Source organism: Ensifer sp. VA4 (assembly GCF_055710065.1).
In genome coordinates, this window is record NZ_JBVQPO010000018.1 from 42,931 (window position 1) to 69,409 (window position 26,479).

The 26,479-nt window shown below is 62.9% G+C and carries 24 protein-coding genes and 2 pseudogenes; 13 read left to right on the forward strand and 13 right to left on the reverse strand.

Annotated elements, in window-relative coordinates; genetic code table 11:
- Nucleotides 1–7 precede the first annotated feature (7 nt).
- The 11 genes and pseudogenes from AC0C6X_RS26760 to AC0C6X_RS26810 form a co-directional block, all read right to left on the reverse strand.
- A complete protein-coding gene (locus AC0C6X_RS26760) occupies nucleotides 8–829 on the reverse strand; it encodes a carbohydrate ABC transporter permease (RefSeq protein ID WP_247959256.1) in 822 nt (273 codons plus the stop codon).
- Nucleotides 829–1,689 carry a carbohydrate ABC transporter permease gene (locus AC0C6X_RS26765; protein ID WP_472956109.1) on the reverse strand — a complete coding sequence of 287 codons (861 nt, stop codon included), beginning with the start codon at nucleotides 1,687–1,689 and terminating at the stop codon, nucleotides 829–831. Before AC0C6X_RS26765 ends, AC0C6X_RS26760 begins: the two co-directional genes overlap by 1 nt.
- A gap of 96 nt (nucleotides 1,690–1,785) precedes the next feature.
- Nucleotides 1,786–3,063: an ABC transporter substrate-binding protein gene (locus tag AC0C6X_RS26770; protein WP_472956112.1), complete on the reverse strand. Its 1,278-nt coding sequence runs from the start codon at nucleotides 3,061–3,063 to the stop codon at nucleotides 1,786–1,788.
- 227 nt (nucleotides 3,064–3,290) lie between these two features.
- Nucleotides 3,291–4,223, reverse strand: coding sequence for a helix-turn-helix domain-containing protein (locus tag AC0C6X_RS26775; RefSeq protein ID WP_247959253.1), 933 nt, complete (start codon nucleotides 4,221–4,223; stop codon nucleotides 3,291–3,293).
- Nucleotides 4,224–4,280: 57 nt separating this feature from the next.
- Nucleotides 4,281–5,513 (reverse strand): peptidase T, encoded by a 1,233-nt coding sequence (gene pepT / locus AC0C6X_RS26780; RefSeq protein WP_472956115.1) that lies wholly within the window; start codon nucleotides 5,511–5,513, stop codon nucleotides 4,281–4,283.
- 135 nt (nucleotides 5,514–5,648) lie between these two features.
- Nucleotides 5,649–5,834, reverse strand: a pseudogene (locus tag AC0C6X_RS26785) (2-keto-3-deoxy-L-rhamnonate aldolase); the annotation flags it as partial.
- Between the two features lie 131 nt (nucleotides 5,835–5,965).
- Nucleotides 5,966–7,384, reverse strand: a complete 1,419-nt coding sequence (locus tag AC0C6X_RS26790) for a pyridoxal phosphate-dependent decarboxylase family protein (protein WP_472956117.1) — start codon at nucleotides 7,382–7,384, stop codon at nucleotides 5,966–5,968.
- A 156-nt stretch (nucleotides 7,385–7,540) separates the two neighbouring features.
- Nucleotides 7,541–7,899: pseudogene (locus AC0C6X_RS26795) on the reverse strand (cytosine deaminase); the annotation flags it as partial.
- A gap of 146 nt (nucleotides 7,900–8,045) precedes the next feature.
- Nucleotides 8,046–8,807: a sulfite exporter TauE/SafE family protein gene (locus AC0C6X_RS26800; RefSeq protein WP_173520180.1), complete on the reverse strand. Its 762-nt coding sequence runs from the start codon at nucleotides 8,805–8,807 to the stop codon at nucleotides 8,046–8,048.
- Nucleotides 8,808–8,835: 28 nt separating this feature from the next.
- A complete protein-coding gene (locus AC0C6X_RS26805; protein WP_472956118.1) occupies nucleotides 8,836–9,711 on the reverse strand; it encodes an MBL fold metallo-hydrolase in 876 nt (291 codons plus the stop codon).
- The gene (locus tag AC0C6X_RS26810; protein WP_173519438.1) at nucleotides 9,704–11,203 is read right to left on the reverse strand and encodes an aminotransferase class V-fold PLP-dependent enzyme; all 1,500 of its coding nucleotides are present in this window, start codon (nucleotides 11,201–11,203) and stop codon (nucleotides 9,704–9,706) included. The genes AC0C6X_RS26805 and AC0C6X_RS26810 overlap by 8 nt, the downstream gene beginning before the upstream one ends.
- A 100-nt stretch (nucleotides 11,204–11,303) precedes the next feature.
- Here AC0C6X_RS26810 and AC0C6X_RS26815 point away from each other — a divergent pair, with 100 nt between their 5' ends.
- A complete protein-coding gene (locus AC0C6X_RS26815; protein WP_472956121.1) occupies nucleotides 11,304–11,786 on the forward strand; it encodes an Lrp/AsnC family transcriptional regulator in 483 nt (160 codons plus the stop codon).
- Nucleotides 11,787–11,816: 30 nt separating this feature from the next.
- Here the strand turns inward: AC0C6X_RS26815 and AC0C6X_RS26820 are convergent, their stop codons facing one another.
- The gene (locus tag AC0C6X_RS26820; RefSeq protein WP_247959250.1) at nucleotides 11,817–12,509 is read right to left on the reverse strand and encodes an RraA family protein; all 693 of its coding nucleotides are present in this window, start codon (nucleotides 12,507–12,509) and stop codon (nucleotides 11,817–11,819) included.
- A gap of 8 nt (nucleotides 12,510–12,517) precedes the next feature.
- A complete protein-coding gene (uxuA, locus tag AC0C6X_RS26825) occupies nucleotides 12,518–13,708 on the reverse strand; it encodes a mannonate dehydratase (RefSeq protein ID WP_173520181.1) in 1,191 nt (396 codons plus the stop codon).
- A 205-nt stretch (nucleotides 13,709–13,913) separates the two neighbouring features.
- Here uxuA and AC0C6X_RS26830 point away from each other — a divergent pair, with 205 nt between their 5' ends.
- The 12 genes from AC0C6X_RS26830 to AC0C6X_RS26885 all read left to right on the forward strand — a co-directional run bounded on the left by AC0C6X_RS26830 (nucleotide 13,914) and on the right by AC0C6X_RS26885 (nucleotide 26,355).
- On the forward strand, nucleotides 13,914–14,648 hold the full coding sequence (locus AC0C6X_RS26830; RefSeq protein ID WP_173519441.1) for a FadR/GntR family transcriptional regulator: 735 nt from the start codon (nucleotides 13,914–13,916) through the stop codon (nucleotides 14,646–14,648).
- Nucleotides 14,649–14,768: 120 nt separating this feature from the next.
- Nucleotides 14,769–15,728, forward strand: coding sequence for a substrate-binding domain-containing protein (locus AC0C6X_RS26835; RefSeq protein WP_173519442.1), 960 nt, complete (start codon nucleotides 14,769–14,771; stop codon nucleotides 15,726–15,728).
- A gap of 72 nt (nucleotides 15,729–15,800) precedes the next feature.
- Nucleotides 15,801–17,345, forward strand: coding sequence for a sugar ABC transporter ATP-binding protein (locus AC0C6X_RS26840; protein WP_472956124.1), 1,545 nt, complete (start codon nucleotides 15,801–15,803; stop codon nucleotides 17,343–17,345).
- The gene (locus tag AC0C6X_RS26845) at nucleotides 17,342–18,334 is read left to right on the forward strand and encodes an ABC transporter permease (RefSeq protein ID WP_173519444.1); all 993 of its coding nucleotides are present in this window, start codon (nucleotides 17,342–17,344) and stop codon (nucleotides 18,332–18,334) included. The genes AC0C6X_RS26840 and AC0C6X_RS26845 overlap by 4 nt, the downstream gene beginning before the upstream one ends.
- A 107-nt stretch (nucleotides 18,335–18,441) precedes the next feature.
- Nucleotides 18,442–19,227: an SDR family NAD(P)-dependent oxidoreductase gene (locus AC0C6X_RS26850; protein ID WP_173519445.1), complete on the forward strand. Its 786-nt coding sequence runs from the start codon at nucleotides 18,442–18,444 to the stop codon at nucleotides 19,225–19,227.
- Between the two features lie 19 nt (nucleotides 19,228–19,246).
- A complete protein-coding gene (locus AC0C6X_RS26855) occupies nucleotides 19,247–20,359 on the forward strand; it encodes a mannonate dehydratase (RefSeq protein ID WP_173519446.1) in 1,113 nt (370 codons plus the stop codon).
- A gap of 9 nt (nucleotides 20,360–20,368) precedes the next feature.
- Nucleotides 20,369–21,268 carry an SMP-30/gluconolactonase/LRE family protein gene (locus tag AC0C6X_RS26860; RefSeq protein ID WP_173519447.1) on the forward strand — a complete coding sequence of 300 codons (900 nt, stop codon included), beginning with the start codon at nucleotides 20,369–20,371 and terminating at the stop codon, nucleotides 21,266–21,268.
- Between the two features lie 5 nt (nucleotides 21,269–21,273).
- A complete protein-coding gene (locus AC0C6X_RS26865) occupies nucleotides 21,274–22,338 on the forward strand; it encodes a hypothetical protein (RefSeq protein WP_173519448.1) in 1,065 nt (354 codons plus the stop codon).
- A gap of 95 nt (nucleotides 22,339–22,433) precedes the next feature.
- On the forward strand, nucleotides 22,434–23,429 hold the full coding sequence (locus tag AC0C6X_RS26870; RefSeq protein ID WP_312033064.1) for a phosphotransferase: 996 nt from the start codon (nucleotides 22,434–22,436) through the stop codon (nucleotides 23,427–23,429).
- Nucleotides 23,426–24,745, forward strand: coding sequence for a phosphopyruvate hydratase (gene eno / locus AC0C6X_RS26875; protein WP_247959243.1), 1,320 nt, complete (start codon nucleotides 23,426–23,428; stop codon nucleotides 24,743–24,745). The genes AC0C6X_RS26870 and eno overlap by 4 nt, the downstream gene beginning before the upstream one ends.
- Nucleotides 24,742–25,584 carry a fumarylacetoacetate hydrolase family protein gene (locus tag AC0C6X_RS26880; protein ID WP_173519450.1) on the forward strand — a complete coding sequence of 281 codons (843 nt, stop codon included), beginning with the start codon at nucleotides 24,742–24,744 and terminating at the stop codon, nucleotides 25,582–25,584. The genes eno and AC0C6X_RS26880 overlap by 4 nt, the downstream gene beginning before the upstream one ends.
- A gap of 21 nt (nucleotides 25,585–25,605) precedes the next feature.
- Entirely contained in the window at nucleotides 25,606–26,355 is a 750-nt protein-coding gene (locus AC0C6X_RS26885) for an SDR family oxidoreductase (protein ID WP_472956128.1), read from the forward strand.
- Nucleotides 26,356–26,479 lie beyond the last annotated feature (124 nt).

Sequence of the window (26,479 nt, forward strand, 5' to 3'; positions counted from 1 at the left end):
TCGGTTTTCATTGGGTCTTGCGCTTGAAGGCGCTGTTGAGCATGCCGCTTAAGACCCCGATGAAGAGCAGGGGCGGGATGGACAGCAGCACGACGGAAGCATTGAGGATGCCCCAGGGCACGTCACGGCCGAGCTGCGTCAGTTCCGAGGCGACGATCGGCAGCGTCTTGGCGTCGGACGTCGTCAGCATCAGTGCGATCAGGAATTCGTTCCAGACGAGCACGAAGGCAAAGGCGACGGCACCGAGCAGCGAGCGGAGCGCGATCGGCAGCGCGACCAGGAAGAAGACCGCATACGGGCCATAGCCATCGACACGCGCGGCCTCCTCGACCTCCTTTGGCACGCGGGCAAAGGCCGGGACGCTCAGCCAGATGATGGTCGCGAGCGTCAGCAGCGAATAGGTGACGATCATCGACAGACGCGTGTCGTAAAGCCCGAAGTCGAGCCAGATCACCATCAGGGGAATGGCGATCGCCACCGGCGGCAGGAAGCGCAGCGACAGAACGAAGAACTGGATGTCGCGCGACCAGCGGTTCGGATAGCGCGCGATCGCATAGGCCGCCGGAAGCCCGAGGATCGCGCCGATCAGCACCGAAGTGCCCGATATCAGCAGCGAATTGACGAGACCGGCAAAGACGCTTTCGCGGCCGAGCACGTAGGCGAAATTGTCGAGTGTCGGCTCGAAGATGAAGAGCGGCGTCGGCGTGACGATGTCGACGCGGTTCTTGAAAGCGTTGAGCGTCGTCCAGAACATTGGAAACACGGCAGAGAAGGCGGCAAGGCCGAGGATCAGCCGGCCAATGAAGCGGCCAAGGGTGTGGGCGGTCATCACTGAACCCTCTTCCAGATGAAGGTGAACGCGATCGAGGTAGCGATCATCATCAGAACAGCCATGCTGGAGGCATAGGAGATGCGGCCGGACTCGATGAAACCTTGCGAGAAGGCGTACATGTCGAGCGTCTCGGTCGCGATGCCGGGTCCGCCGCGAGTCATCACATAGATCAGATCGAAGGCGCGCAACGACTCGATCATCTTGACGAAGGCGAGCGAGATCAGCGGCGCCTTCAGCATCGGCAGCGCGATGAAGGCGTAGATTTCGAAGGTGCGGGCATGGTCGAGCCGCGCTGCCTCGAAAGGCTGCGGCGGCAGGGTTTCCAGGAGCTTCACTACGATGACGGCGAAGAACAGGCCCCATTGCCACACGTCCACCAGCGCCACGGTGGCAAGCGCCGTCGCCGGATTGGAGAGCAGGTCGAGCGGCTCGCCGGTTATCGCCTTGTAGGGATAGGTGGCGATGCCGTAGAGCGGATGGAAGGCAAACTTCCAGACGAAGGCGGCGGAAACGCGCGGCAGGATCACCGGCACCAGAAACAACAGCGCCAGCAGGTTGCGCATGCGCGGCGAGACGCATTCGAACAGCAGGATGCCGAGGCCGACGGCGATGAGGAGGGTCATGCCGACTGTTACCGCCTCCCAGGTCAGCGAGACGCCGATCGCATTGATGAAGCGCCGATCCGAGAAGAGGTCGACGTAGTTGGCGAAGCCGACGAAGCCGCCATCGGGACGGCTGAGCTCCCGGTTCTGGAAGGATATGTAGATCGCATAGGCCGTCGGCACGAGAGCCAGAACGGCAAGGATCCCCATGGCCGGTGTGAGGAACACCGCCGGCAGGCTGTTTTTCTGCTTCATGTGATAGGTCCTACGGTTAAGCGCGACGCGCTCCCGATGGTGCGGGGCCACCGGCGCGACTTGCGCCGGCCGGTGGCCCCCTTGGGAGGAAGCGGCTTATTGGCTGCGGGCGACCAGGTCCCTGGCAAAGCCGTCGAGTTCGTCGAGACCTTCCTTGATGTCGGTGCGCGTGCCGGTGATCAGCTCTTCGAGGATGATGCCCCAGCGGTCGCCGAGATCAGGCCATTGAGGGCTCTGCCAGAAGTTGACGGCGGTGACCTTGCCGGTGTCGGCAAGCGCCTGGCCGAGATCGGGACCATAGAGCTCGGCAAATTTCGGGGCGGTCATGATGCTGGTGCGGTTGAGTTCGCTAAACTGGTTGGCTTCGAGCCGGCGCGTCTCGTTTTCCTTGGAGGTCGCCCAGGCGATGAAGAGACCGGCGCAAGCCTTGGAGGCCTCATCCTTGTTGGCCTTGGTACCGATTGCCAGGCCATGGCCATAGCCGCCGCCCGTCAGCGGTGCCGGGGGCGGCAGGTAGCCGACCTTGCCGGCGACCTTCGAGGACTTCGGGTCGATCGCCATGCCGACGAGCGGGGTGGATTCGATCAGCATCGCCACCTGTCCCGAAGTGAAGGCGCCGACCGCCTCATCCCAGCCGCCGGTCTGGCTGCCCGGTGCCGAATACTTGAACAGTTCGAGATAGGTTTCGGTCGCCTTGACCGCCTGCTCGCCATCGAAGACGGGCGTCTTGCCGTCGAACCAGTTGCCGCCAAACCCTTTGAAGAGCGGCATCCAGCGCCAGACATTGGCGCCCGAGCCACGCTGACCGCGAAGTGCGGTGCCATAGATGCCCTGGTCGGGCTGGTTGAGCTTCTTTACGGCCGCGATATATTCGTCGAGCGTCTTCGGCGGCGCGATGCCGGCTGCTTCGAGCAGGTCCTTGCGATAGACCATGAGGTCGCCGCCGCCGGTGATTGGCGCAAACCAGACCTTGCCGTCATAGGTCGCGACCTTTTGGCGGCCGGGATCAAAATCGGCGTAGTCGTACTCTGCAGGATAGTAGTCCATCAGCGGCGCGACCCAGCCGGCGGACGCAAAGAGCGCCACATTGGCTTCGTCGATGTAATAGACGTTATATTTGCCGATGGTCGAGGCGTCGGCTTTGGTCTTGGCGCGCCGGTCATTTTCGTTGAGATAATCGATCTCGAAGGAAGCGCCGCCGGAGAGCTTCTCGAATTCGGACTTGTAGTCTTCGAGCAGCGTCAGGCCGTCACGCGGCTGGGCGAGCACCTTGATCGTGCCGGAGCATTCGGCAGCGACCGCCAGCGTCGTGAGCCCGGTGGAAAGAAGGCATGCGAAGGCGATGCTCGAAACGAGCGTCTTGGCTTTTGTCATGTGAAGGACCTCCCCAAGGTCTGCGATGCGCGCTGGAAACTCCTCAGATCCGACGCGTTTTCCCGATAGCGAACCGTTTCGCTGGTCCCGATGATAGGCGCAATGACGTGTCGAACTAGCGTGCGCGATGCGCCGATTCTATACTTTCATGCGCTATTTTGGCTCGATCGATCTATTTGCGGTGGAGCAAATGCAAGGATTCATCGTTTCGCTGTCGCGGACGGGATCTAGAGGCGTGCCGGCCGGCGTTGTCCCGTGAGCCGCCGATAGGCCGACGGCGTCATCTTGTGCTGACGCAGGAAGGTGCGGTTGAAGTTGGAGATGTTGAGGTAGCCGACCTCGAAGCAGATGTCGGTGACCGGCATGTCGGTTTCGGCAAGCAGCTTGCAGGCCCGCCAGATGCGCAGCTTGTTGACGTGGTCGGTAAAGGTGTTGCCGGTGTTCTTCTTGAAGAAGCGGGAAAAGGCCGTCTCGCTCATTCCGGCACGCTTGGCGAGGTCGGCAAGGTGGATGTCGGTGGCGATGTTTTCGTAGATGAAGGCGAGTGCACCGCGCAATACGTCGAGCGATTGCGCCTCCAACTCCGGTGCGAATTCCGGCGAAGAGAGCAGCTCGAACTCGTCGGTGTTGACGAGAAGATCGAGGAGCTGGATGAACAGCGAGAAGCGTGAGAGCCCCTTGAGATCGCCCATGCGCTCGATCAGCTCGGCGCCATTTGCACGGGTCTCTCCATGAAAAACCAGACCGCGTTCAGCGCGGGAGAAGAAGGCCTCGAGTTCGGCAAACTCCGGCAGGGCATCGGTGATCGCGCGCATGCGATCCGGATGAAACTGGATGACGATGTCGCGCCCTTCGATGATCTCGTCGGGTTCGGTGGCCGTTACCCAGTCATGCGGCAGGTTGCTGCCGATGACCGTGAGATAACCCGGCCCGAACTGGCCGATGTGATCGCCGACGAAGGCGAGGCCCGAGGCCTTCCGGATGAGATGGATCTCGATCTCCGGATGGAAATTCCAGACGTTTCGCTCCCAGGGGTAGTCATCGAGACGCCAGAGAAACGTCTCGTTGACGTTGGTGACGATGTGCTCGAACGTCGGCGGATTGGCTGCGAGCGAAGCGGGCCTGGCCGGCGCGCGCCTGGTGCGTCGCGTCGTGCTCATTGCCCAGCCCCTGTTCGTGCCGTGCCGATCGCTCGTCTCCCTCGCAGAATATTTGCCTTAAGCGCGCTCCGCCCAGATCTTTGCCAGTTCAACGAGCGTCTTGACGCTCCTCTCCATGTCCTGCCGGCTGACCCACTCGAGCGGCGAGTGGAAGGCATGGCCGCCTGCAAAGAGGTTGGCCGAAGGCAGCCCCATGAAGGAGAGCCGCGAACCATCGGTGCCACCGCGGATGCTGCCGCGTACAGGCTGCATGCCGGCGCGCCGGATTGCCTCGATCGCGTTCTCGACGATTTCCGGATGGCGGTCGAGAACAGCCTTCATGTTGCGATACTGCTCCTCGACCTCGAAGCTGTAGCTGGAGCCGGGATAGGCGCTCATCACGTCCTTGACGATTGCTTCGAGCATCGCTTCTTTTTGGGCAAGTCCGGCTTCATCGAAATCGCGTACGATGAAACCGAGCCGGGCCTTGTCCATGGAGCCTGTGACGCTCGTCGGGTGCACGAACCCATCGCGGCCTTCCGTGCCTTCCGGCGACACGTCATGCGGTAGCCGGCTAATGATCGCGCCGGCGATCTTGATGGCATTCTCCATCCTGTCCTTGGCAAAGCCCGGATGAATGGCGACGCCGTGAATGACGATCTCGACGCCATCGGCGGAGAAGGTTTCATCCTCGATATGGCCGGCCGTTTCGCCATCGACCGTATAGCAGAACTCAGCGCCGAGCTTCTTCAGGTCGACCTTGTCGACGCCGCGACCGATCTCCTCATCGGTGGTGAAGAGCAGCTTGATCGTGCCGTGCTTGATATCGGGATTGTCGACGAGGATCTGCGCGGCCGTGACGATTTCGGCAAGGCCGGCCTTGTCGTCGGCACCGAGCAGCGTCGTACCATCTGTCGTGATGATGTCATTGCCGATCTGATTGTTCAGGACCGGATGGTCGCTAACGCGGATCACCTGTTGCGGGTCGCCCTTGAGCTGGATATCGCCACCCTGGTAGTTGCTGATGATCTGCGGCTTGACGTTCGTGCCGGTGAAATCGGGCGCGGTGTCCATGTGCGAGCACCAGCAGATGACCGGTACCGGCTTGTCCACATTCGAAGGGATCGTGGCGTAGACATAGCCGTTTTCGTCGAGATGGGCATCGGCAAGCCCGATTGCCAGCAGTTCCTCGACAAGCACGCGACCGAGGTTCTTCTGCTTCTCCGTGGAAGGCTGGGTCTTCGACCTGGCGTCGGACTGGGTGTCAATGACGACGTAACGAAGGAAGCGGTCGAGAACGGTATCGGTCATGGCGGGATCCAATGAAGGTGGGCGTCAGACCGCTATACCCCCAGACCGAGACGAGGGAAAGTCCGGGACCGCCCAACGTATGCGGGCGGTCGTGGCCCGATCGGCCCCATCGGGCCACGACGCAGGCATTACCGGTCAGTAGGTCTCGCCGGCCGTCGTATCGGTCTCGTCTCTGGCTCCCTTGAACGCTGCAGGCAGACGGGCGGTTGCACCGACCAGCAGACTGACGTCGCTGGCGAGCGCCTGATCAGAGGTCAGGACTCCGGCCGCCTTTCCGTGCGACTGGATCCGAAGCAAGGCCGCTTCGACCGCTTTTCGCACTTAGCGGAGACATCGAGAGAAAGGTCGGCGACCATTCCGCTTGCGTCATCGGCAATACGGGCAAAAGCACCCGTCTCGATCGCCGGCCGAGAAATGCACAAAACGGGGATGGTTCATCGGTTGGCTTCCGTCTACTTCTGATGCTTGCTCAGCGCAGCGGCGACTTCGATGATGCCTTCGAAAGCGGTCTCGGCATCCTCCTCCGTCATGTCGAACTGACCCGCCTGGAAGCGGATCGCGACGCGACCGTCGACACGGGTCTGGGTCAGGTAGATGCGGCCGTCGTCGTTGATCGCGTTGACGAGCGCGATGTTGTGGGCGTCCGGATCCCCTTCATTGCGGTGGCGGAACGAAAACAGCGACAATATCGGCTGTGTCACGATCTCGAAATCCTTGTGTCCCGCAAGCCGCTCCGCCAGCTGTTCAGACCAGCGCACATGGTTACGGATCATCGTCTGCAGCCCTTCAAGGCCGTGGAAGCGCAACAGGAACCACAGTTTTAGTGCGCGGAAGCGCCGGCCGAGCGGGATCGTCCATTCGGAATAGTTGATGATGCCGTCGTAGCCGTGGGTTTTCAGGAATTCCGGCTGGATCGCCAGCGTCTTGACCAGGTCGTCCGGGCTGCGAATGAAATGCGCCGAGCAATCGAACTGGGCGCCGAGCCATTTGTGCGGGTTGAAGACGATCGAATCCGCCTTATCGACGCCGGCCCAAAGCTGTCGGAATTCCTCGCAGATCATCGCGGCACCGGCCCAGGCGGCGTCGACATGGACGTAGAGACCATGGGCGTGCGCGACCCGTACCACCTCGGCGATATCATCGCAGGCGCCCGTGCTGGTGCCACCGGTGCAGGCGATCACGCCGGCCGGCAGCAGTCCCGCCGCCTTGTCCCGAAGAATGGCAGCTTCGAGCGCCTGGCAGTCCATGGCCCGCCTTGGACCCTTGGCTGGGATGCGCACCAGGTTTTCCTCGCCAATGCCAGAGACCCAGATCGCCCGGTCTATCGAGGTATGCACCTGATCGGAGGAATAGATGCGAAGCTGCGGCTGGCTTGCCAGCCCCTTCTTGTTGCCCTGCCAGCCAAGCGCGCGCTCGCGCATCACGAGCACGGCCGAAAGTGTCGCCGAGGAGGCAGAGTCCTGGATCACGCCGGAGAAGCCTTCCGGTAGGCCGATTGCCTGGCGCAGCCAGTCGAGCACTTTTGTCTCAAGTTCGGTCGCTGCCGGTGAGGTCTGCCAGAGCATGCACTGCGCCGCCATGGCCGTCACGAGATATTCGGCAACGACGGAAACCGGCGCCGCATTCGCCGGGAAATAGGCGAAGAAACGCGGATGCTGCCAGTGGGTCATGCCCGGCAGGATGATCTTCTCGAAATCCTCGAAGATCGCCTGCATGTCCTCGCCCGTTTGCGGCGGCCGCGATGGTATCTGCGCGGCAATCGCACCGGGTGCCGTCCTTGCGCGCACCGGCCGGTCGCGCAGCGATGCACGATAGTCTGCACCCCATTTCGCGGCCTTTAGTGACCACTCACTGAAACTCTTCTGGTCCATTTGCTACCTCCCGTTCGCCCGTCTGCCCTATGCCTTCGATTCGGTCGGCATCCTCTACAATCGGATACTGCTCGGCAAGGACGTCACAGGCTGGCGCGGCCTGATCGAAACAGTGAAGGCAAAGGGGCTGAAGTTCACGCTGCTCGACGACATGCGCGAAGTGTCCACGTGACTGCGAATTTGGAGAAGGCCCTGGCTGACGGCGAGGTCGCAATAGCGCAGCGCCCCTTGCGACCAGCAGCCGCCTTCGTCAGGCGGGGCGCAGTTCGCCCCAAAGCGCGAAGCCTTCGAGCAGCGTGCCGGAGACGTTCATTCGCGGAAGGCCGAGCGACAGCGTCGCATCGTGAAAATGCGGATCGCAGTACGCGGGCTGAGCAAGCGGCCGCTTGCGTCGATCTCTCGCCGTCGGTGGCGGTAAGGGTCTTCTCGATCGCGGTCTTTCCGTTGCTGACGCTCAGATCGAAGTCCTGGCGTCCGTCCGCAAGGTTGGCGTTGCGGATGATCAGATCGAACATGGTCAGCCCCTCCATTTCAGGCTCGGTTGACCGTCGCGATGCTCTTACCGAAAGAGGAACGCAATTCCGATCCCAAGCGTCCTCAGTGATAGCATCCAAGCGCGCGTTGCTGTCAAGGGTCGCCGGCTAAAGACCGAGGGATGGGGTCACGGCGCTATGTAGCTGCGCCAGAGAACGTAGAGGCTGACGGAAAAAATGATGCCGCGGAAGATCTGGGTCAGGACATCGCGGTGGGTCGAAAGCCGGGTGGAGACGATCGTGCCGAAAATCCCGCCCGCAATGCCGCCGGCGATGAAATAGCCGGCGATGCGCCAATCCACCAGGCCTGAGGATGCATAGTTGATCGCCGTCGTCAGGCCGAAGGTGCCGACGGCGAGAAGCGAGGTGCCGACCGCGTTTATGAGCGGCATGCCGGTCGCAAGCAGCAGTCCGGGAACGATGAGGAAGCCGCCGCCGATGCCGAAGAAGCCGGAACAGGTGCCGGTCAGCAGGGCGGTCAGGCCGGTCTTGCCATGGGTGAGCGCCGAGAGCGATTGCGGCGTGCTGGCCGCCTGGCTCTTCGCCCTTCGCATGGCGAAGCTGACGAACATCATCACGAGGCCGAAGAGAAATAGCAGTCGCTGTCCATCGACCAACTTGCCGAGGCTGGAGCCGAGATAGGCGCCGAGCGAGCCGGCGACGGTGAAGATCAAAGCACAGCGCCACCAGAGATGGCCGCGAAGCGCATGGCTGATAAGGTTGAGGTAGGCGTTGGCGGAAACGGCGAGCGCACCGGTGCCGAGCGCCGTATGCACGTCGCGGATGCCGACGACATAGATCAGCAGCGGAGTCGCAAGGATCGAGCCGCCGCCGCCGATCAGGCCGAGCGTGAAGCCGGTGAGCGAACCGGAGCCGATCGCAAGCAACATTTGCTGGAAGGGGTCCGCCACGATGCCGCTACCCCCACACCGCACCGGGAAGGGCGTCGAGCGGTATCTTCAGGTAGCGCCGGCCGTTGTCTTCGGCGGCCGGCAGTTCGCCGCCACGAACGTTCACCTGGAGCGCATGCAGAATGAGCTTCGGCATCGGCAAGGTCCCGTCGCGCGCCTCGCGCAGGCTGATGTAGTCCGCCTCAGTCTTGCCGGTGACATGCGGGTTTGTGGCCTTCTGCTCCGCCACCGTGCTTTCCCAGCGTGCCTCGCGGCCGCCGTGGCAATAGTCGTGGCCGGTGAATAGGCGTGTCTCGTCCGGCAACGCCAGGATCGCCTGGATCGAACGCCAGAGGTCCCTCGCACTGCCGCCGGGAAAATCGGCGCGGGCCGAGCCGCTGTCGGGCATGAACAGCGTGTCATGGATGAAGGCTGCGTCGCCGATTACATAGCTGATCGATGCCAGCGTATGGCCGGGCGAATGCATGACACGGGCCTTGAGTTCGCCGATCCGGAATGTCTCGCCGTCGACAAACAGCCGGTCCCATTGCGAGCCGTCGCAAGCAAAATCCGGCCAGTTGTAGATCTCCTTCCAGATCAGCTGCACGCCTTTGACGTGTTCGCCGATCGCCGTCGGTGCGCCGGTCCGGCTCTTCAGGTAGCGCGCTGCCGAAAAATGGTCCGCATGGGGATGGGTGTCGAGGATCCACTCGACCGTCAGGCCCTTGGCGGCGATCTGGTCGAGGATCGCGTCGGCATTCCGCGTGGCGGTCGAGCCCGACTTCTCGTCGAAATCGAGCACTGGATCGATGATCGCGCATTTACCGGTCGCCGGATCGGCGACGACATACTGTATGCTGCCGGTGCGGGAATCGTAGAAGCCGGTAACATCGGGCTTATGCATAGGCGAGGGCCTCTTCAGCCGTGGCGCACGGGAAGAAGATCGCGCGGGCGGGGTCGAAATCGTAGTCGGCTTCGAAGGCGGGTGCGTCCGCCGCGAGTTGCGTTACGCAGTCGAGGATGTACTTCACCTTTTCGTCCGACAGCAGGACGCTGAAGTTCAGGCGCGTGAAGCCGGGCTTCTCGATCTCCTCGCCGGCGAGGATCGCCTGGCGGATTTGCTCGGAATGCGCCGCATCGATCGACAGCAGCCGGTGAACGTAAGGCCCGGCACAGGCACAGCCGCCGCGCGCCTGAATGCCGAAGCGGTCGCTGAGCATGCGGGTGACGAGCTGCTGGTGGACATAGCCGCCCTTGCCGTTCCTGATGCGGAAGGAAAAGATCGGCAGGCGATCCGGCTCTTGAAGACCGAGCAGCTCCAGTTGCGGTACGGCCTTCCAGGCGGCAAACGCCCGCCTGGTCAGCGCGCGGTTGCGCCTCTCGATCTCCTCAAGCCCGATCGCATGTTTGACGATGAAGGCGAGTGCGGCGCGGATGTCGCCGACGACGTTCGGCGTTCCGGCTTCTTCGCGTGCCTCGAGGCTGGCGCTGTAGTCGTGCGTATCGGGCGAAACGAACTTGACCGTGCCGCCGCCCGGCCAGGTCGGATTGTTCGTGGCGACGCCGTCGCGGCGGACAATCAGAATGCCGGAGGCACCCGGGCCGCCGATGAACTTGTGCGGCGAGATGACGACGGCGTCGATCTCGGCACCGGCGGCTGGCGACATCGAGACCGGAATGTAAGGGCCGGCGCCGGCATAGTCCCAGATCATCTTCGCGCCGGCAGCCTTGACCATCCGGGTGATCGTGACGACATCGCTGGTGATCCCGGTGATGTTCGATCCGGCCGAGAGGGTGCAGACCGTCAGCTCAGGCGAACCGGCGTTGAGCGCTTCGGCAAGTTCAGCAAGCTCCGGCCCCCCCGCCGAGCATTCGGCCAGTTCGATGATCTCGGCACCGCTTTCGCGCCAGGGCAGGATGTTGGAGTGATGCTCGTAGGGGCCGATGATAACCCGAACATTTTTCCCGGCCGCAACAGCTTCGGTGACGCCGAACAGCTTGACCAGGCGGTTGATGCCCGAGGTCGCGCCGGACCCGGTGAAGATGACCGCGTGTTCCGCCGTCGCACCGCAGAATTCGCCGATCAGCGTGCGCGCTTCCCGGCGCATCCGGGTCATGAAGCCTCCGCAATAGGAGGCCTCCGTGTGGCTGTTGGCGTAATAGGGCAGCACCTCTTCGAGCACGAAGTCTTCGATCACACGCAAGGCGCGGCCCGAGGCGACATAGTCCGCATAGACCAGGTCCTTCATGCCGTAGGGACCGGCAATCTTCGTCTTGGCACCGACGAGACCGTCGCGGAGGTCGGCAACCACGTCCGGGCCATTCAAAGCCTGGCGGAAACGGGTAAGGGGCGTAAGTGCCTCTGAGGGCTGGCGGTGGACGGCAGGTACGATCATCTCGCTGACTCCTCGGAGCGAACATTGACAGCAATTGTAATCTCGTCCACGGTCGAAAAGTTCACCTATTTTCTGCAATTTTGGCCATAGATTGTGTCAGATGATCGAATCTTCATTCAAAATCGATAGCTTCGATCTGAACATCCTTGCCGCATTGCAAAAAGATTCGTCGCTCTCTCAGCGCGACTTGGCTGAAAAGGTCGGCTTGTCACAGAATGCGTGCTGGCGGCGCCTTCAGCGTCTGCAGTCGATCGGACTGATCCGCGGCTCGCACGCAGACATAGATCTGAGTGCGCTAGGGTTGGATCTCACCGTGTTCGTGATGATCCGCACCCGTCATCACTCCAAGGAGTGGAGCGACGGTTTCCGGCAACATGTCGAGAAGCTGCCGGAGGTGATCGACTTCTATCGGATCGGGGGTGATTGGGACTATCTGATCAAGGTGGTGACCAGGGGCATGCGCGGCTACGACAGCTTTTACCAGAAGCTGATCACCAATTTCGACCTCGCAACCGTCACTGGCTTCTTCTCGATGGAAGCGATCATCAACAATCGCCCCGTGGACCTCAGCCGGTTAAAATGAGGCGCCGGCTCTCCCGGCGCCCCACACACATTACATGACGCCGAAACGTTCGAACGCCTCGACGGTGCTCATGCCGGCCTCGATCGCGAGGCGAACCTTGTTTTCGGTTTCGGCCTTTTCCAGGGCTAGCGCGATTGCCTCCCGTTCCGCCTCGCGCGGAATGACGAGCACGCCATCGCGGTCGCCGAAGAGAATGTCGCCCGGCCGGATACGGATGCCGCCGATCTCGATCGGAATGCCGTAGTCGACGACCTTGCCACGCGGGCCCTGGTCCTGTGCATAGGATCCGTAGCAGAAGGTCGGGAAATCAAGCGCAAGAATGCCGGCGCTGTCGCGGCAATAGCCGTCGCAGATCGCACCCGCTGCCTTCAGCTTCAGCGCCCGCGTCGACATCAACTCGCCCCAGACGGCATAACGCGGTGAGGAGCCGGAGCAGACATAGATCTCGTTGGGCTTCAGGCTATCGAGCGCGTGGAACATCAGGCCGAACGGCTTGGCGCTGAACGCCGAGTTTCCGCTCGCCTCGGCGGCCGCGAAGAAATCGGCCTCGAGCACCGGCATCGCCCGCCCGATGGCAACCATGTCATCACGCAATGCCCGGATCTGCGGCGGCAGGAACTGGTGCTGCAGGCCCATCGTATCGAGAATGTCGCCGACCACAGCGGTAAACAGCCGGCTGCGCATGGCGGCAAACAGTTCGGCATCGTCTTCAAAATGGTTCATTTCTTCCCTCAAGCCTTGTGCGCCATGGCGGTCGCGATGCCCTGCATGACGCCTCTGATTTCCGCGAGGCCCTTCAGTCGACCGATCAGCGAATAGCCGGGATTGATCCGCTCCTTGCCGATATCGTCGGCCAGCAGATGTCCGTGGTCTGGCCGAAGCGGGATCTGCCAGTCGGCGCTGCCATCGCGCGCACGACGTTCCTGTTCCTGCATCAGCGCGAAGATCACCGCCGGCATATCGCTCGATCCGCCGAGATGGTCCGCCTCGTAGAACGAGCCGTCCTCCTCGCGTTGGACGTTGCGCAGATGGGCGAAATGAATGCGCGGGCCGAATTCGCGCACCATGGCCGGCAGGTCGTTGTCGGCGCGGGTGCCGTAGGAGCCGGTGCAGAAAGTGATGCCGTTGGCCGGGCTGTCGACAGCGGCGAGGATGCGCCTGACATCGGCTGCCGTCGAGACGATGCGCGGCAGGCCGTAGAGCGAAAAGGCCGGATCATCGGGGTGAATGCAAAGCCGGATACCGACGTCCTCGGCGACCGGTACGATCTCCCCGAGGAAGCGCGCCAGGTTCGCATGCAGATCGTCGGCCGTCACGCCGTCATATTCGGCAAGGGCGGCCAGAAAGCTTGCCCGGTTGAACTGGCGCTCGGTTGCCGGCAGGCCGGCAATGAGATTGCGCTCGATCCGGTCGATCTTTGCCTGGTCCATCTCATCGAGCCGCTGGCGCGCGAGGAAAATCTGCCTCTCGGAGTAGCTGTCTTCGACATGTGGGCGCTTCAACACGAAGAGGTCATAGGCGGCAAAGTCGACCGCATCGAAGCGAAGCGCAAAGCCGCCATTCGCCAAGGGCTGCATCAGCTCGGTGCGCGTCCAGTCGACCACCGGCATGAAGTTGTAGCAGACGATGCTTATGCCCGCCCGCGCCAGGGCGCGAAGCGTGTCCTTGTACCAGCCGATGTAGCGAGCGCTGTCGGCGGTCGCGAGCTTGATCGAATTGTGCACCGGAATGCTCTCGACGACGCTCCAGCGCATGCCCGCGGCTTCGATCAGCGCCTTTTGCGCCAGGATCGCTTCGTCGGGCCACGGCGAGCCGTCGTAGATGTGGTGCAGCGCCGAGACGATCCCTGTCGCGCCTGCCTGCCGGATATGGCTGAGCGGCACCGGATCGTTTGGCCCATACCAGCGAAAGCACTCTTCCATCAGTCTCATGCAAATTCTCCTGCCCGTTTCCGGTCGCCTATTGTTGGACCACGCCAGTCAATAATGTCCGATTGGTCCAACAATTCAAGCCTGAATACGGGCATTTAGCATGAAAATCATGGTATGCGACACGGAATTTTCGAGTTTGCGCTTGACTGCCGGCGCAATCTGGACCAACAAATAAAGCATCGCAGGGAGGATGGTGGTGAGCAGTTCGGTACGGGAAGATGCATTGTCGGGCGTAGAGGCCGTGGAGCCGGGTAGGACTTCGGCCGTCGATCGCCTCGTCGAGCAGATCCGCGACATGATCTCCGAGCGCGGCCTCGGCATCGGCGATGCGCTGCCGACCGAGCGCGACCTCGGTGAGCAGTTCCAGGCCGGACGCAATACCGTGCGCGAGGCGCTGCAGGTGTTGCGCGCCTATGGCATGGTCGAGACCCGGCCGAAGGTCGGCGCCGTCATCAGCGGCGGACACGGCGAGGCCATCCGCCGGCTTTTCGCCTTCCACAACGGAATTTCACCGGACTCTTTTCGCGACCTGCAGGGTTTCCGGCGCATCATCGAGACCGGTGTCGGCGAGCATATCATCCTGACGGCTGGGGATGACGACTTAGAGCGGCTGGACGCGATCAATGCGCGGATCCTGGAGGCTGAGACCGTCGAGGATGCGGCGCGCTGCGATTACGAGTTTCATTCGGCGATCGTCGAGCTCTCAGGCAACCGCACGACGCTGGCCGCCTACCACATGCTGCGCTCGGTGATCGAGGAGGTCATGCGGCTCGGCAAGGCAGAGCGCACGGTGCATGCGGAAACCTTCGAGGCGCACGCCGAAATCATCCGGGCGCTGAAGGCTCGTGATCGCATCGCCTACGTCTACCTGATGAGCCGCCATTTGGAGTTCGGCATCCGGTTCGTCGATGCCGCGCCAGGCGGCCAGTAACCGCGATGAGCATATGGGAGTTTTGAGCCACACCGCCTTGGCGGTGCGGGCAGCCGTTTGCCGGATCCACTCGCCCGTTGGTCCGGCGGCACGAACAGGGCACTTGGGAGGAGAACCAATATGAGCAACATGAAACGTCTGGCGCTTGCCGCGCTACTTGCCTCTGTCAGCTTTGCGCCGGGCGCGGCCTTCGCCGGCGGCAAGGCGATCGCCGGCATCGTCTTTCAGCAGGACCAGTATTTCCGCGGCATTCAGATCGGCATGGAGAAGGCAGCGGAAGCTGCCGGAGACGAGCTCCTTGCCGGCAACAGCGACAGCAAGCTGGAGAAGGAAGCCCAGCTGATCGACACCTATATCGCCCGCGGCGTGAACTCGATCGTCGTGGCGCCGCTTTCGGCCGACGCTTCGGTGCCTGCGCTGAAAAAGGCGCGCGACGCCGGCATCACGGTGGTGACCTACGGCACCTCGGCCAACGGCGACGTCGCCCAGGCCACCGTGATGAGCTCGGATCGCGATATCGGCATCGGTACCGGCAAGGCCGCGACCGATTTCCTAAAGACGCTCGGCAACGGCGAGAAGGTGAAGATCGGCACGCTGGCCTTCAAGGCGCTGCTGCCTGAGCAGTCGAATGCCCGCGTCGATGGGTTCCTGAGCGTCGTCAAAGATCAGGTGGACATCGTCGCCCAGCAGGATGCCTGGCTTGCCGAGAAGGCGCTGGCAGTTGCAAGCGACATGCTGACGGCCAATCCCGATATCCGAGTGATCTATGCCGCCAACGAAGGCGGCACGATCGGCGCCGTTCAGGCGGTGAAGAAGGCAGGCCTCGAGGGCAAGGTTTTCGTCTTCGGCACCGACGGTTCCGAGCAACTCGCCAACATGCTCCTGAATTCGGACAACGTGCTGCAGGCAACGACGGCGCAGCAGCCGCTCGAGGTTGGCAAGCAGGCGATCGAAGCCGCGCAGAACCTGCTCGACGGCAAGAAGATCGAGACGAAGGTCAACGTTCCGGTTCTGCCTCTGACCCGCGCCGACGCGGAAGGCGTCGCTGCCTACAAGGAAGGCCTCAAAGCCTTGAAGTAAGGGCCCGAAAGTGAACTGGGCGGCGGGAGCATTGTCCCATCGCTCCTTCACCGCGCACAGCAGGAAATCCGCATGAGCTATCCGCAACCAAGGTCAGCCGCGTTGCAAGGGGTGCAGGGACGGCTGGACTTTCGGGCCGTGACCAAGCGTTATGGCCCGACCGTCGCCCTTTCCGAATTCACCCACAGCTTCGCGCCCGGGAAGGTGCATGCCCTGATGGGCAAGAACGGCTCGGGCAAGTCGACGCTAGTCAAGCTTCTCGCTGGCGTCACCGAACCGACATCCGGCACGATCAGCGTTAACGGCGAGGACCGCCACTTCACCTCGCCGCATGACGCCTTCGCCGCCGGCATCGTCACCGTGCATCAGGAGCTCTCGCTGGTGCCGGAACTTTCGGTCGGCGAGAACATCTTTCTCGGCCGGCTGCCGCATCGGCGGCGCGCCGGTTTCAGCGTCGTCGACTGGGCGGGCCTGCACCGGCGCGCCGGCGAACTGCTCGCCGACATGGGACTTGCGCTCGATTCCCGCCAGCCGGTCTCCGCCCTCAGCGTCGGCCAGCAGCAGGTGGTGGAGATCGTCAAGGCGATGTCCTTCAACCCGTCGATCCTGCTGCTCGACGAGCCGACCTCGGCGCTCGCCACCCGCGAGGTCAAGCAGCTCTTTGCGCTGATCGAACGCTTGCGCGCCCGCCGCGTGACGATGATCTACATCACCCACCGCATGAGCGAACTCTTCGAGATCGCTGACACCTGTACGGTGATCCGCGACGGCCACTATATCGGCTCGGTCGCGATGAAAGAGACGACGCCTTCGGCGATCGTCGGAATGATGTTCGGCGATGCGGCGCGTGCCACGCGTCCGCCGCGGCGCGAGCTCGATCGCACCAAGCCGGTGCTCGAAGTGCGCGAACTCAGCCGGTCAGGGCATTTCCACGACGTCTCCTTCGACCTCTATCCCGGCGAAATCCTCGGCATCGCCGGCCTGCTTGGCGCCGGGCGCACGGAACTGATGCGGGCGATTTTCGGCGCAGACCGGATCGACGGCGGTTCCGTCAGGCTCGATGGCCGCATCATGACCGGCGCAAGCCCGCGCGATATGCGCAAGGCGGGGCTTGGCTACACGCCGGAAAACCGCAAGGAGGTCGGGCTCGTGCAGTCGCGCTCGACCGCCGACAACCTCTGCATGGCGAGCCTCGGCCCGATCTCCAACAGGGGCTTCATCTCGCGTCGGCGCGAACAACCGCATGTGCGCCGCCAGATCGCCGATCTGCATATCAAGTGCGGCGACCCGGAACTGCCGGTGTCGTCGCTTTCCGGCGGCAACCAGCAGAAGGTGGTGATCGGCAAATGGCTGAACCGGCAGCCCTCGGTGATGTTCTTCGATGAACCGAGCCGCGGCGTCGACGTTCAGGCCAAGCGCCAGATCTTCGACATCATCTGGCAGAAGGCGGCCGACGGCCTTTCCAGCATCTTCGTATCGACGGAACTCGAGGAGGTCCTCGAAGTCGCCGATCGCATCCTGGTGATGCACCACGGCGCCGTTGTCGCCGAAGTGGATCCGACGAGAACCGATCTTACCGAACTCTACGGCCTGTGCATGGAAGGGGCCAAGCGATGACACTTGTGAGCCAAACGACCGAGGCCGGCGGACAGAAAACGCCGCTCAAGTTCCTCAAGACCTATCCGATGGAGATCATTCTCGCGGCGCTGATGATCTTCCTGATCCTGGTCGCGCCCGGCTTTGCCTCGACCAGCAACGTCTTGAACGTGCTGCGCACGGTCTCGATGCTCGGCATCATCGCCTTCGGCATGACGGCGGTCATCATCAGCGGCGAGATCGACCTTTCGGTCGGGGCGGGCGCAGCACTTGCCGGCTGCATCGTTGCCTGGTTTGCCGACCGCTTCACCGATGCGCTCGGCGATTGGGGCGCGGTCACGGTCGGTTTTGCCGTGGCGCTGCTGCTCGGTTTCATGCTCGGCTATCTCACTGGCCGTTTCCGGCAATGGTTCAACGTGCCGACCTTCATCACCACGCTTGCGCTTTTTGCGGCGCTCCGCGGGGTCGCCAATCTCATCACCGGCGGCTTCCCGATGTCGTCCTTCCCGCTCGGCTTCGATTTCCTCGGCGGCGGCTACCTCTTCGGCATTCCGTTCCCGGTCTATATCTTTGCGCTCACCTTTGCCGGCATGCATTTCCTGATGAAGTATACGAGCTTCGGCCGCGAGGTTTATGCCGTCGGCGGCAACATGGAGGCAGCCCGCCTCTCCGGCATCGACATCTGGAAGGTAAAGGCGCTGACACTGGGGCTCACTGGCGCGCTCACCGCCGTCTCCGGCACGCTGATTGCCTCGCAGATCGGCGCCGGAACCGGGACGACGGCAACGGGCATGGAGCTCGACGTCATCGCGGCCGTGATCATCGGCGGCACCTCGCTCTTTGGTGGCAAGGGCCGTATTTGGGGCACGCTGATCGGGGTCCTGTTCCTCGGTTGCATTTCCAACGGCATGACGCTGATGAATGTCAGCGAATATTGGCAATACGTCGTGCGCGGCGGGATCATTCTCGGCGCCGTGCTCCTGAACCAGGTTCTGGAACGGGTGCGCTGAGACCGGCGCGGGATGCTCGCATCCCGCGGCCCTCATGAAAATCGATCACGCTTATGATCTTGGGTCGCCCGCGATCCAAATCATCGCGATCCATCGCGGAGACAATCATGACTGAATTCAAAGGAAAAATCGCACTCGTCACCGGCACGTCCGGTATCGGCCTCGCCTCGGCGATCCGCCTTGCCTCGTCAGGTGCCATCGTGCTCGCGTGTGGCAATGACCTTGCCACCAACGAGAGATTCGACAAGATCGCCAGCGAGCGCAATCTGCCGATGTCGACGCGGCTGACGGATGTCTCGGTCGAGGCGGAGGTGGAGGCGGCCGTCCGTGAGGCAGTGCTGCGCCACGGCGGCCTTGATATCATCGTCAATGCCGCGGCCGTCCATCCCTATGGCACGGTAGTCGATACCAGCGCCGAGAGCTTTGCGCGCTGCCTCTCGGTCAATGTCGGTTCGATCTATCTGACCGGCCGCTTCGGCATTCCCGAAATGGTCAAGCGTGGCGGCGGCGCGATCGTCAACATTTCTTCGGTGCAGGGGCACGCCTGCCAGCAAAACGTTGCCGCCTATGTCGCCTCCAAGGGGGCGATCCACGCGCTGACGCGCGCCATGGCGCTCGATCACGCCGCGGCCAAGGTCCGGGTGAACTCGGTCAGCCCCGGGTCGGTGCGCACGCCTTTGCTTTCGCTTGCGGCCCGCACCTATGGCGGCGAGGGCGTCAGCGAGGCGGAAGCCTTTGCTCGCTTCGGTGCCGCGCACCCGATCGGCCGCATTGGCGAACCAGAGGAGGTGGCCGAACTGGTCGCCTACCTCGCCTCCGAGCGCGCCGCCTTCGTCACCGGCTCGGATTTCCGCATTGACGGCGGCCTCACCGCTGGCATCGGCGTCAAGTAATCACACGAGGAATCGACAAATGAAGATCGGCCTTGGGCTCTACCGGGAGCAACTCACTCCGGATAACTTTCAGTTTGCCTTGCAGGCAGGCGCGACCCATGTCGTCGCGCACCTGACCAACTATTTCGCGGGCAAGGATCCGAAGATCGACAGCGGTGATCAGGGCGGCTGGGGCGATTGCTCCAGCGATCGGCTCTGGACTTACGATGAGTTGTCGGCGCTGGTGAAGGACGTGCGCGCCGGCGGCCTGGAGGTGGCGGCGATCGAGAACTTTTCGCCGCGCTTCTGGCATGATGTGCTCCTGGACGGGCCTGAGCGCGCGCAGCAGATCGAGGGGCTGAAGCAGCTCATCCGCGACGCCGGCCGCGCCGGCATTCCCTGCATCGGCTACAATTTCTCGCTCGCCGGCGTCTATGGCTGGACCCGTGGCCCCTATGCCCGCGGTGGCGCCGAATCCGTCGGCTTTGGCGTCGAAAACAGCATCGCGCCGAGCCCGGATGCGCCGATCCCGGACGGCATGGTGTGGAACATGCGGTACCGCCGCGGCATCCCCGGTGTCGCCCCGGTTTCCGTCAGCTCGGCGGAGCTTTGGGACCGCCTCAGCCACTTCCTGAAGGCGGTTGTACCGGTCGCCGAAGAGGCGGGCGTCGTACTTGGCGCTCACCCTGACGATCCGCCGGCGGAGGAACTGCGCGGCACGGCACGGCTCGTCAACCGACCGGAGAAATACGATCGGCTGATGGCGATCGTCGACTCGCCCTCGAACGGCCTGGAACTCTGCCTCGGCTCGCTGCAGGAGATGCCGGGCGGCGATATCTACGACCATGTCCGCCGCTTTGCCCGCTCCGGCCGCATCGGCTACATCCATTTCCGCAACGTGCGCGGAAAGATGCCGCGCTATGTCGAGACCTTCGTCGATGAGGGCGATATCGACATGGCCGAGATCATCCGCATCCTGCGCGACGAGAACTACCGGGGCGTGATGATCCCCGACCACACGCCGGCCATGACCTGCGGTGCCTCCTGGCATGCGGGCAAGGCTTTTGCGCTCGGCTACATGAAGGCGCTGGTGCAGAACGCCGAAGCGCTCGGGCCATCGCGCTCGATCCCTGCAAGCATGGCGGCGGAATAGGAGGCAGCGATGGCACCCGAGCTTATCTGTGTCGCGCCCGTCGGCGACCGCTGCGGTGAGGGCGCCGTCTGGTCCGCGGACGAGGCGGCTGTCTACTGGACGGACATCAACCGGTTCCTCGTGCATCGCTACGACGAGGCAACTCAAGCGGTCAGAACCTGGTTGTTCGACGAACCGGTGGTGGCGATCTCGCTGACAAATGAAGCCGGCCGCCTGCTCGTTGCTCTCGGTTCGAAACTCCTCTGGTGGTGGCCGGAGACCGATCGGCGCGAAGATCATGGCTTCCGCCTACCCGGCGCGCCGCGGGTACGGCTCAATGATGGCCGCACCGATCCCGCCGGAAACTTCTGGGTCGGTTCGATGAAGAACAATGTCCTGCCCGATGGCGAGCTCGGCGAAGCGGGCCCGGGCGAGGGCATTCTCTTTCGCATCGCGCCTGACGGGACTGTCACCGAATGGCGCCAGGGGCTCGGCATCTCCAACACGCTCTGCTGGAGCCCGGACCAGCGCACCTTCTACTTCGCCGACACGCTGGCAAACGAGATCTATGCCTTCGACTATGACGCGGCCGAGGGGGCGATTTCAGGCGAACGGCATTTCTTCACCGGATTCGATCGCGGCTCGCCCGATGGCTCGACGATCGACAGCGAAGGCTTTCTCTGGAACTGCCGTTTCGGCGGAAGCTGCATTGCCCGGATCGCACCCGATGGCCGTCTTGCCGAAGTAATCGACGTGCCGGTGACCAACATCACCACCTGCACCTTCGGTGGTGCCGATCTCAAGACGCTCTATATCACCACCGCCAGCATTCTTTCCGGCCCCGGTGAACGCCTCGCCGGCAGCCTTTATGCCATGCGCGTCGAAGTTCCCGGCCTTCCGGAAAACCGGTTTGGAGTGGCAACCAGGTGAGTGCGGTGACGACACGACGCGCGCTTGCCTGGGCGCATGGCTGCCTTTCGGTGCAGTCGCTCGGCGGCATGCTCGGCCCCGTGCTGTTTTTGCTGCCGGACGGGCGGCACGTCAGTCCCTTGCATGTGGCACCTTGGGGTAGTGATCCCGAGCGCGACACGCTGCCCGAAATCCTGCAAGAATTGCGCGGCGAATGGCCCTGCGTCCCCTTCGGCAGCGACGCCGACCGGGCGCTTCCCGCAGGCTGGTCTGCGACAGGAGAAAGTTTCGATGGCGCCGGCGTGCCCCATGGCCATAGCGCCAATGCTCATTGGGATTGGAGCGCTTGCGACGACCGTCAGATCACTATGGAATGCCGGTATCCGGAGGACCATCCGATCGGCCTTTTGCGGCGGAGGATTATGCCGGATCCAAGCGCGGCCGCCATCGACATCACCCTGGAAATCGAGGCGCGGCGGCCATGCCGGCTGCCGATCGGCCTGCATCCGACGTTCCGGCTGCCGAGCCGCCCGGGTTCGGTCACTATCGAACCCGGTGCCTATGATCGCGTCTTGAGTTTTCCCGGCGACGTCGAACCGGGCGCGGCCTTGTTCTCGCTCGATCGGCAATGGCCATCGCTTGGCAAAGTCGAGACCCGTAGCGGTGCGACAATCGACGCCTCGCAGGTGCCGCTCACCGAAGAAACCGAGGATCTGCTGCAGCTCTGCGGTGTCGACGGCAGCCTGGCGCTCCACTATCGCGACGAGGGGTTTCGCGCGCGGCTCACCTGGCAGAAGGATCACTTTCCGAGCCTGCTACTCTGGTTCAGCAATCGCGGCCGCAAGGCCTATCCCTGGAACGGGCGGCACGTGGCGCTCGGCCTCGAGCCCATCGCCTCTGCTTTCGATCTCGGACCGGCGGTCTGCACGGCGGCTAACCCGCTGGCATTATCGGGCGTTGCCACGGCGATTGCGTTCGAGCCGGGTCAGATCTTCATCACCCACTACCGACTTTCCGTCGAAGTCGCTCCTATCAGCAATCCTGCCGGGCACGCGGCCACAACAAGCCTAGCTGCAGTTCGGCAAGTTTAGTCGCATCACTGCTGGCCGACTAATGCCTAGCTGGTCAGCATTTTTCATTGGGGCAAGTCATGTCTAGTCTTGCATGCATTCTCGGGGCCGGAAATGTGGATCCCGCCATTCTTGAATTCCTTCACAGGTCCGGGCAGGTCCAGGATAAGCAGGCGTGGGCGATTGAGCCGCTGACCGGCGGCGTCGCATCGGACATTTGGAAGGTCACGACGAATGAAACGAGTTTCGTCGTCAAGAAGGCGCTGGCGAGCCTGCGCGTAGCCCAGGACTGGAAAGCGCCGGTGACGCGAAACGCCAGCGAGGTCGAATGGATGCTCGAGGCCGCAAAGGTCGCTCCGAATGCCGTTCCGCGCATTCTTGCACATGATCCGTCGCTCGGTGCATTCGCCATGACCTACTTCAATCCTTCCGAAAATCCCGTCTGGAAGGAGGAACTGCGTAATGGGCGCGTCGATGTGACGTTCGCGCGTCGTCTGGGGGGCGTTGTTGCGGCGATCCATGCGGCGACCGCGCACTCGCAAGATATCGGCCGCCGGTTCGCCAATGACGAGGTCTTTCACTCGATCCGCCTTGAGCCCTATCTTGAAGCGACGGCGCAGGTGCATCCTGATCTTGCTGCACCGCTTCTTGCACTGTCGCGGGACGTGATGAACACGAAGACCGCACTTGTTCACGGGGACGTCAGCCCAAAGAACATTCTGATTGGCCAGGATGGTCCGATCATCCTCGATGCAGAATGTGCTTGGTATGGCGATCCATGCTTCGATCTTGCCTTCTGTCTCAATCACCTGCTGCTGAAGTGTATCTGGCGACGGCAGGATGCGGCGGAGCTTCTGCACAGTTTCGAGGCTCTCGTGAAATCATATCTCACGGGAGTGACCTGGGAGCCGGCAATTGCGCTTGAGGCCCGGGCTGCGAGGCTCTTGCCGGCTCTTCTTCTGGCGCGCGTCGACGGAAAGTCGCCGGTCGAATACATCACAACAAGCACAGACAAGGACTTCGTCCGCCAATTTGCCCGTAACCTGATCCAGTCACCCCCAGCCACCCTGGCCGATGTAACGCGAGCCTGGGCCGAGGAACTCTGCAAATGAACGACACGCAAATCGCCGGGATCAAGGGCCGGCGCGTTTGGGACTCGCGGGGAAACCCGACCGTCGAGGCCGAAATTACGCTTGCCAGCGGAGCGCAAGGCCGCGCGATCGCACCGGCCGGCGCTTCGAGAGGAACCCGCGAAGCAACTGACTTGCGTGATGGCGGCAGCAGCTTGTGCGGGAAGGGCGTTGCAAAGGCCGTGGCAAATATCGACGGGCCGATTGCGAGGGCGCTGATCGGAAGGGACGTCTTCGATCAATCGGGAGCAGACGCTGCCCTCTGCGCGCTCGACCCGTCGCCGTCAAAGGCGGTTCTCGGCGGCAACGCCACAGTCGCCGTGTCACTTGCGGTATTGCACGCCGCTGCTGCGGCCGCCCGTGAGCCGTTATGGCGCCGTGTTGCCAGCGCATATGGCCGGCAGCCGTCCATCCCTCTGCCCGAGATCCAGATATTCGGTGGAGGGGCTCACGCAGGCAGGCGCGTGGACGTGCAGGACTTCATGATCATGGTTCCGGGCGCCTCGAGTTTCGAAGAGGTCATGGAGATCACCAATGCCGTTTACTTCGCCGCCGGCGATCTTATGGCGAGCAGAGGCCGGCTTGCGGGGGTGGCGGACGAGGGCGGATGGTGGCCCGCTTTCGATAGCAACGAAGAGGCGCTCGAGACGTTATGCGACGCTATCGTGAAAGCGGGCGAGACACCGGGCGACCGGGTCGTCATCTCGCTTGACGTTGCTGCCTCGGAGTTCGGAAGAGGTGGCCGCTACAAATTGGCGCTGGAAAATCGCGAACTGGATTCGGGCGAGATGATCGACCAGCTGGGCCGATGGCTCGATACCTACCCGATCGCGTCGATCGAAGACCCTCTGGCCGAGGACGATATCGAAGGCATGGCCGCATTTACGACCCGTTTCGGGGGGCGTGTCCAAATAATCGGCGACGACTATCTCGTGACAAACGCGGCTCTCGTCCGCGATGCAGCCAGCAATGGCGCCTGTAATGCCGTACTGATCAAGGTCAATCAGGTAGGAACAGTCACGGAAGCCGTGGAAACCTATCTCACCGCCGAAAGGGCCGGTTGGCGATCGGTCGTGTCGGCACGCTCGGGAGAAACGGAGGACGTATCCATCAGTCATCTCGCCATAGGGCTCGGCGCCGGCCAGCTGAAGGTTGGTTCATTCACGCGCTCGGAGCGGATGGCCAAGTGGAATGAGTGCATTCGAATCCAGGAGCAGCTCGGTGCCAGCGCGTTCGTGGCCGGCGCTCCGCTGCACAACACCTGGTGGTCTAAAAAGAACAATAGGACAACAGTATGAAATTGGTCCGGATAGGCGACATCGGTCGCGAAAAACCGTGCATGCTCGACGAGAACGGCAAAGCATGGGACGTATCCTCGTTGATCGGGGACGTCACGCCCGAAACGATTGGAACTGTAAGCGCGCAGCTGGCAGACGCCGATTTCGACGCACTTCCCGAGGTTGCGGTCTTGTCGACGCGTATCGGCGCCCCCATCAAGCAACCGCGCAACATTTGGTGCATCGGCCTCAACTATTCGGACCATGCTGCTGAAGCCGGGCTGCCGGTGCCTGCTGAACCAATCCTCTTCAACAAGGCGGCCGGCACCTATTGCGGTCCGAACGATCCAATCCTCTATTCGAGGACGATGGCCAAGCTCGACTGGGAGGTCGAGCTCGGCATCGTCATCGGCAAGCGGGCGTTGAATGTTTCGCGTAGCGAGGCGATGGACCATGTCTTCGGCTACACGGTTGTCAACGATGTCTCGGAACGCGCCTGGCAGATGGAGCGCGGCGGCCAATGGGTGAAGGGCAAGAGCTTCCCAAACTTCTGCCCGACGGGTCCGTGGCTCGTCACCCGTGACGAGGTGCCGGATCCGCAGGCGCTTTCGATGTGGCTCGACGTCAACGGCGAACGCATGCAGGCGGGCACGACCGCGCGCATGATCTTCGATGTCGCGACCATCGTCTCCTACATGAGCGAGTTCTGCGTGCTTGAGCCCGGCGATCTCATCTGCACCGGCACACCGCCAGGCGTCGGCATGGGCAAGAAGCCGCCGCGCTATCTGAAACCCGGCGACGTGGTGGAACTCGGCATCGACCGGCTCGGCCGCCAGCGCCAGATCGTTCAGTCACTCTAGGCTTACAAAAGGGGTCTCGCCATGAATGGAAAGACGGAACGTTTGGCCGGACGCGTGGCCGTGGTCACGGCGGCCGGCCAGGGCATCGGCCGTGCCGTCGCCGAGCGGCTGATATCGGAGGGCGCCGAGGTTCACGCCAGCGACATCAATGCCGACCTGCTCGCCACCCTTGACGGCGCCGCGACGACGCGGCTCGATGCGACCGATCACGCGGCGGTCGCCGCCTATTTCGAGGCCTTCGCACGGATCAATATCCTGGTGCATGCCGTCGGTTACGTGCATCAGGGCACGATCGAGGAATGCTCGGCTGCCGACTGGCGCCGCTCGGTAAACATCACCCTCGACAGCGCCTATAACGTCATCGCCGGCGCGGTCCCGAAGATGAAGGCTGATGGCGGCAGCATCATCACCATCGGATCGGTCGCCTCCTCGATCAAGGGCTTTCCGCGGCGCGCCGCTTACGGCGCCGCCAAGGGCGGCGTCATCGGGCTGACCAAGGCAGTCGCCGCCGACTACGTGTCCCTGGGCATTCGCTGTAACTCGGTCTGCCCCGGAACGGTCGCATCGCCCTCGCTGGAGGAACGCATCGGCGAACTTGGCGAGAAACTCGGAAGCCGGGACGAGGCTTACCGGTCCTTCATCAGCCGACAGCCGGCCGGGCGTTTCGGCACGGTGGAGGAGGTCGCTGCCGTCTGCGCCTTTCTCGCCTCCGACGAGGCTGCCTTCATCACCGGCCAGGCGATCAACATCGACGGCGGCATCACGATCTGACGCGATACTGTCGCTCAATGCGTCAAACGCAAGACACCTCCGGATGCGCATCCGGAGGTGTCTGTTTGTCGGGTGGCGCGTCGGGCCGACGCCACGCCCTGCGGCATCGTCCGCTGATCAGGCC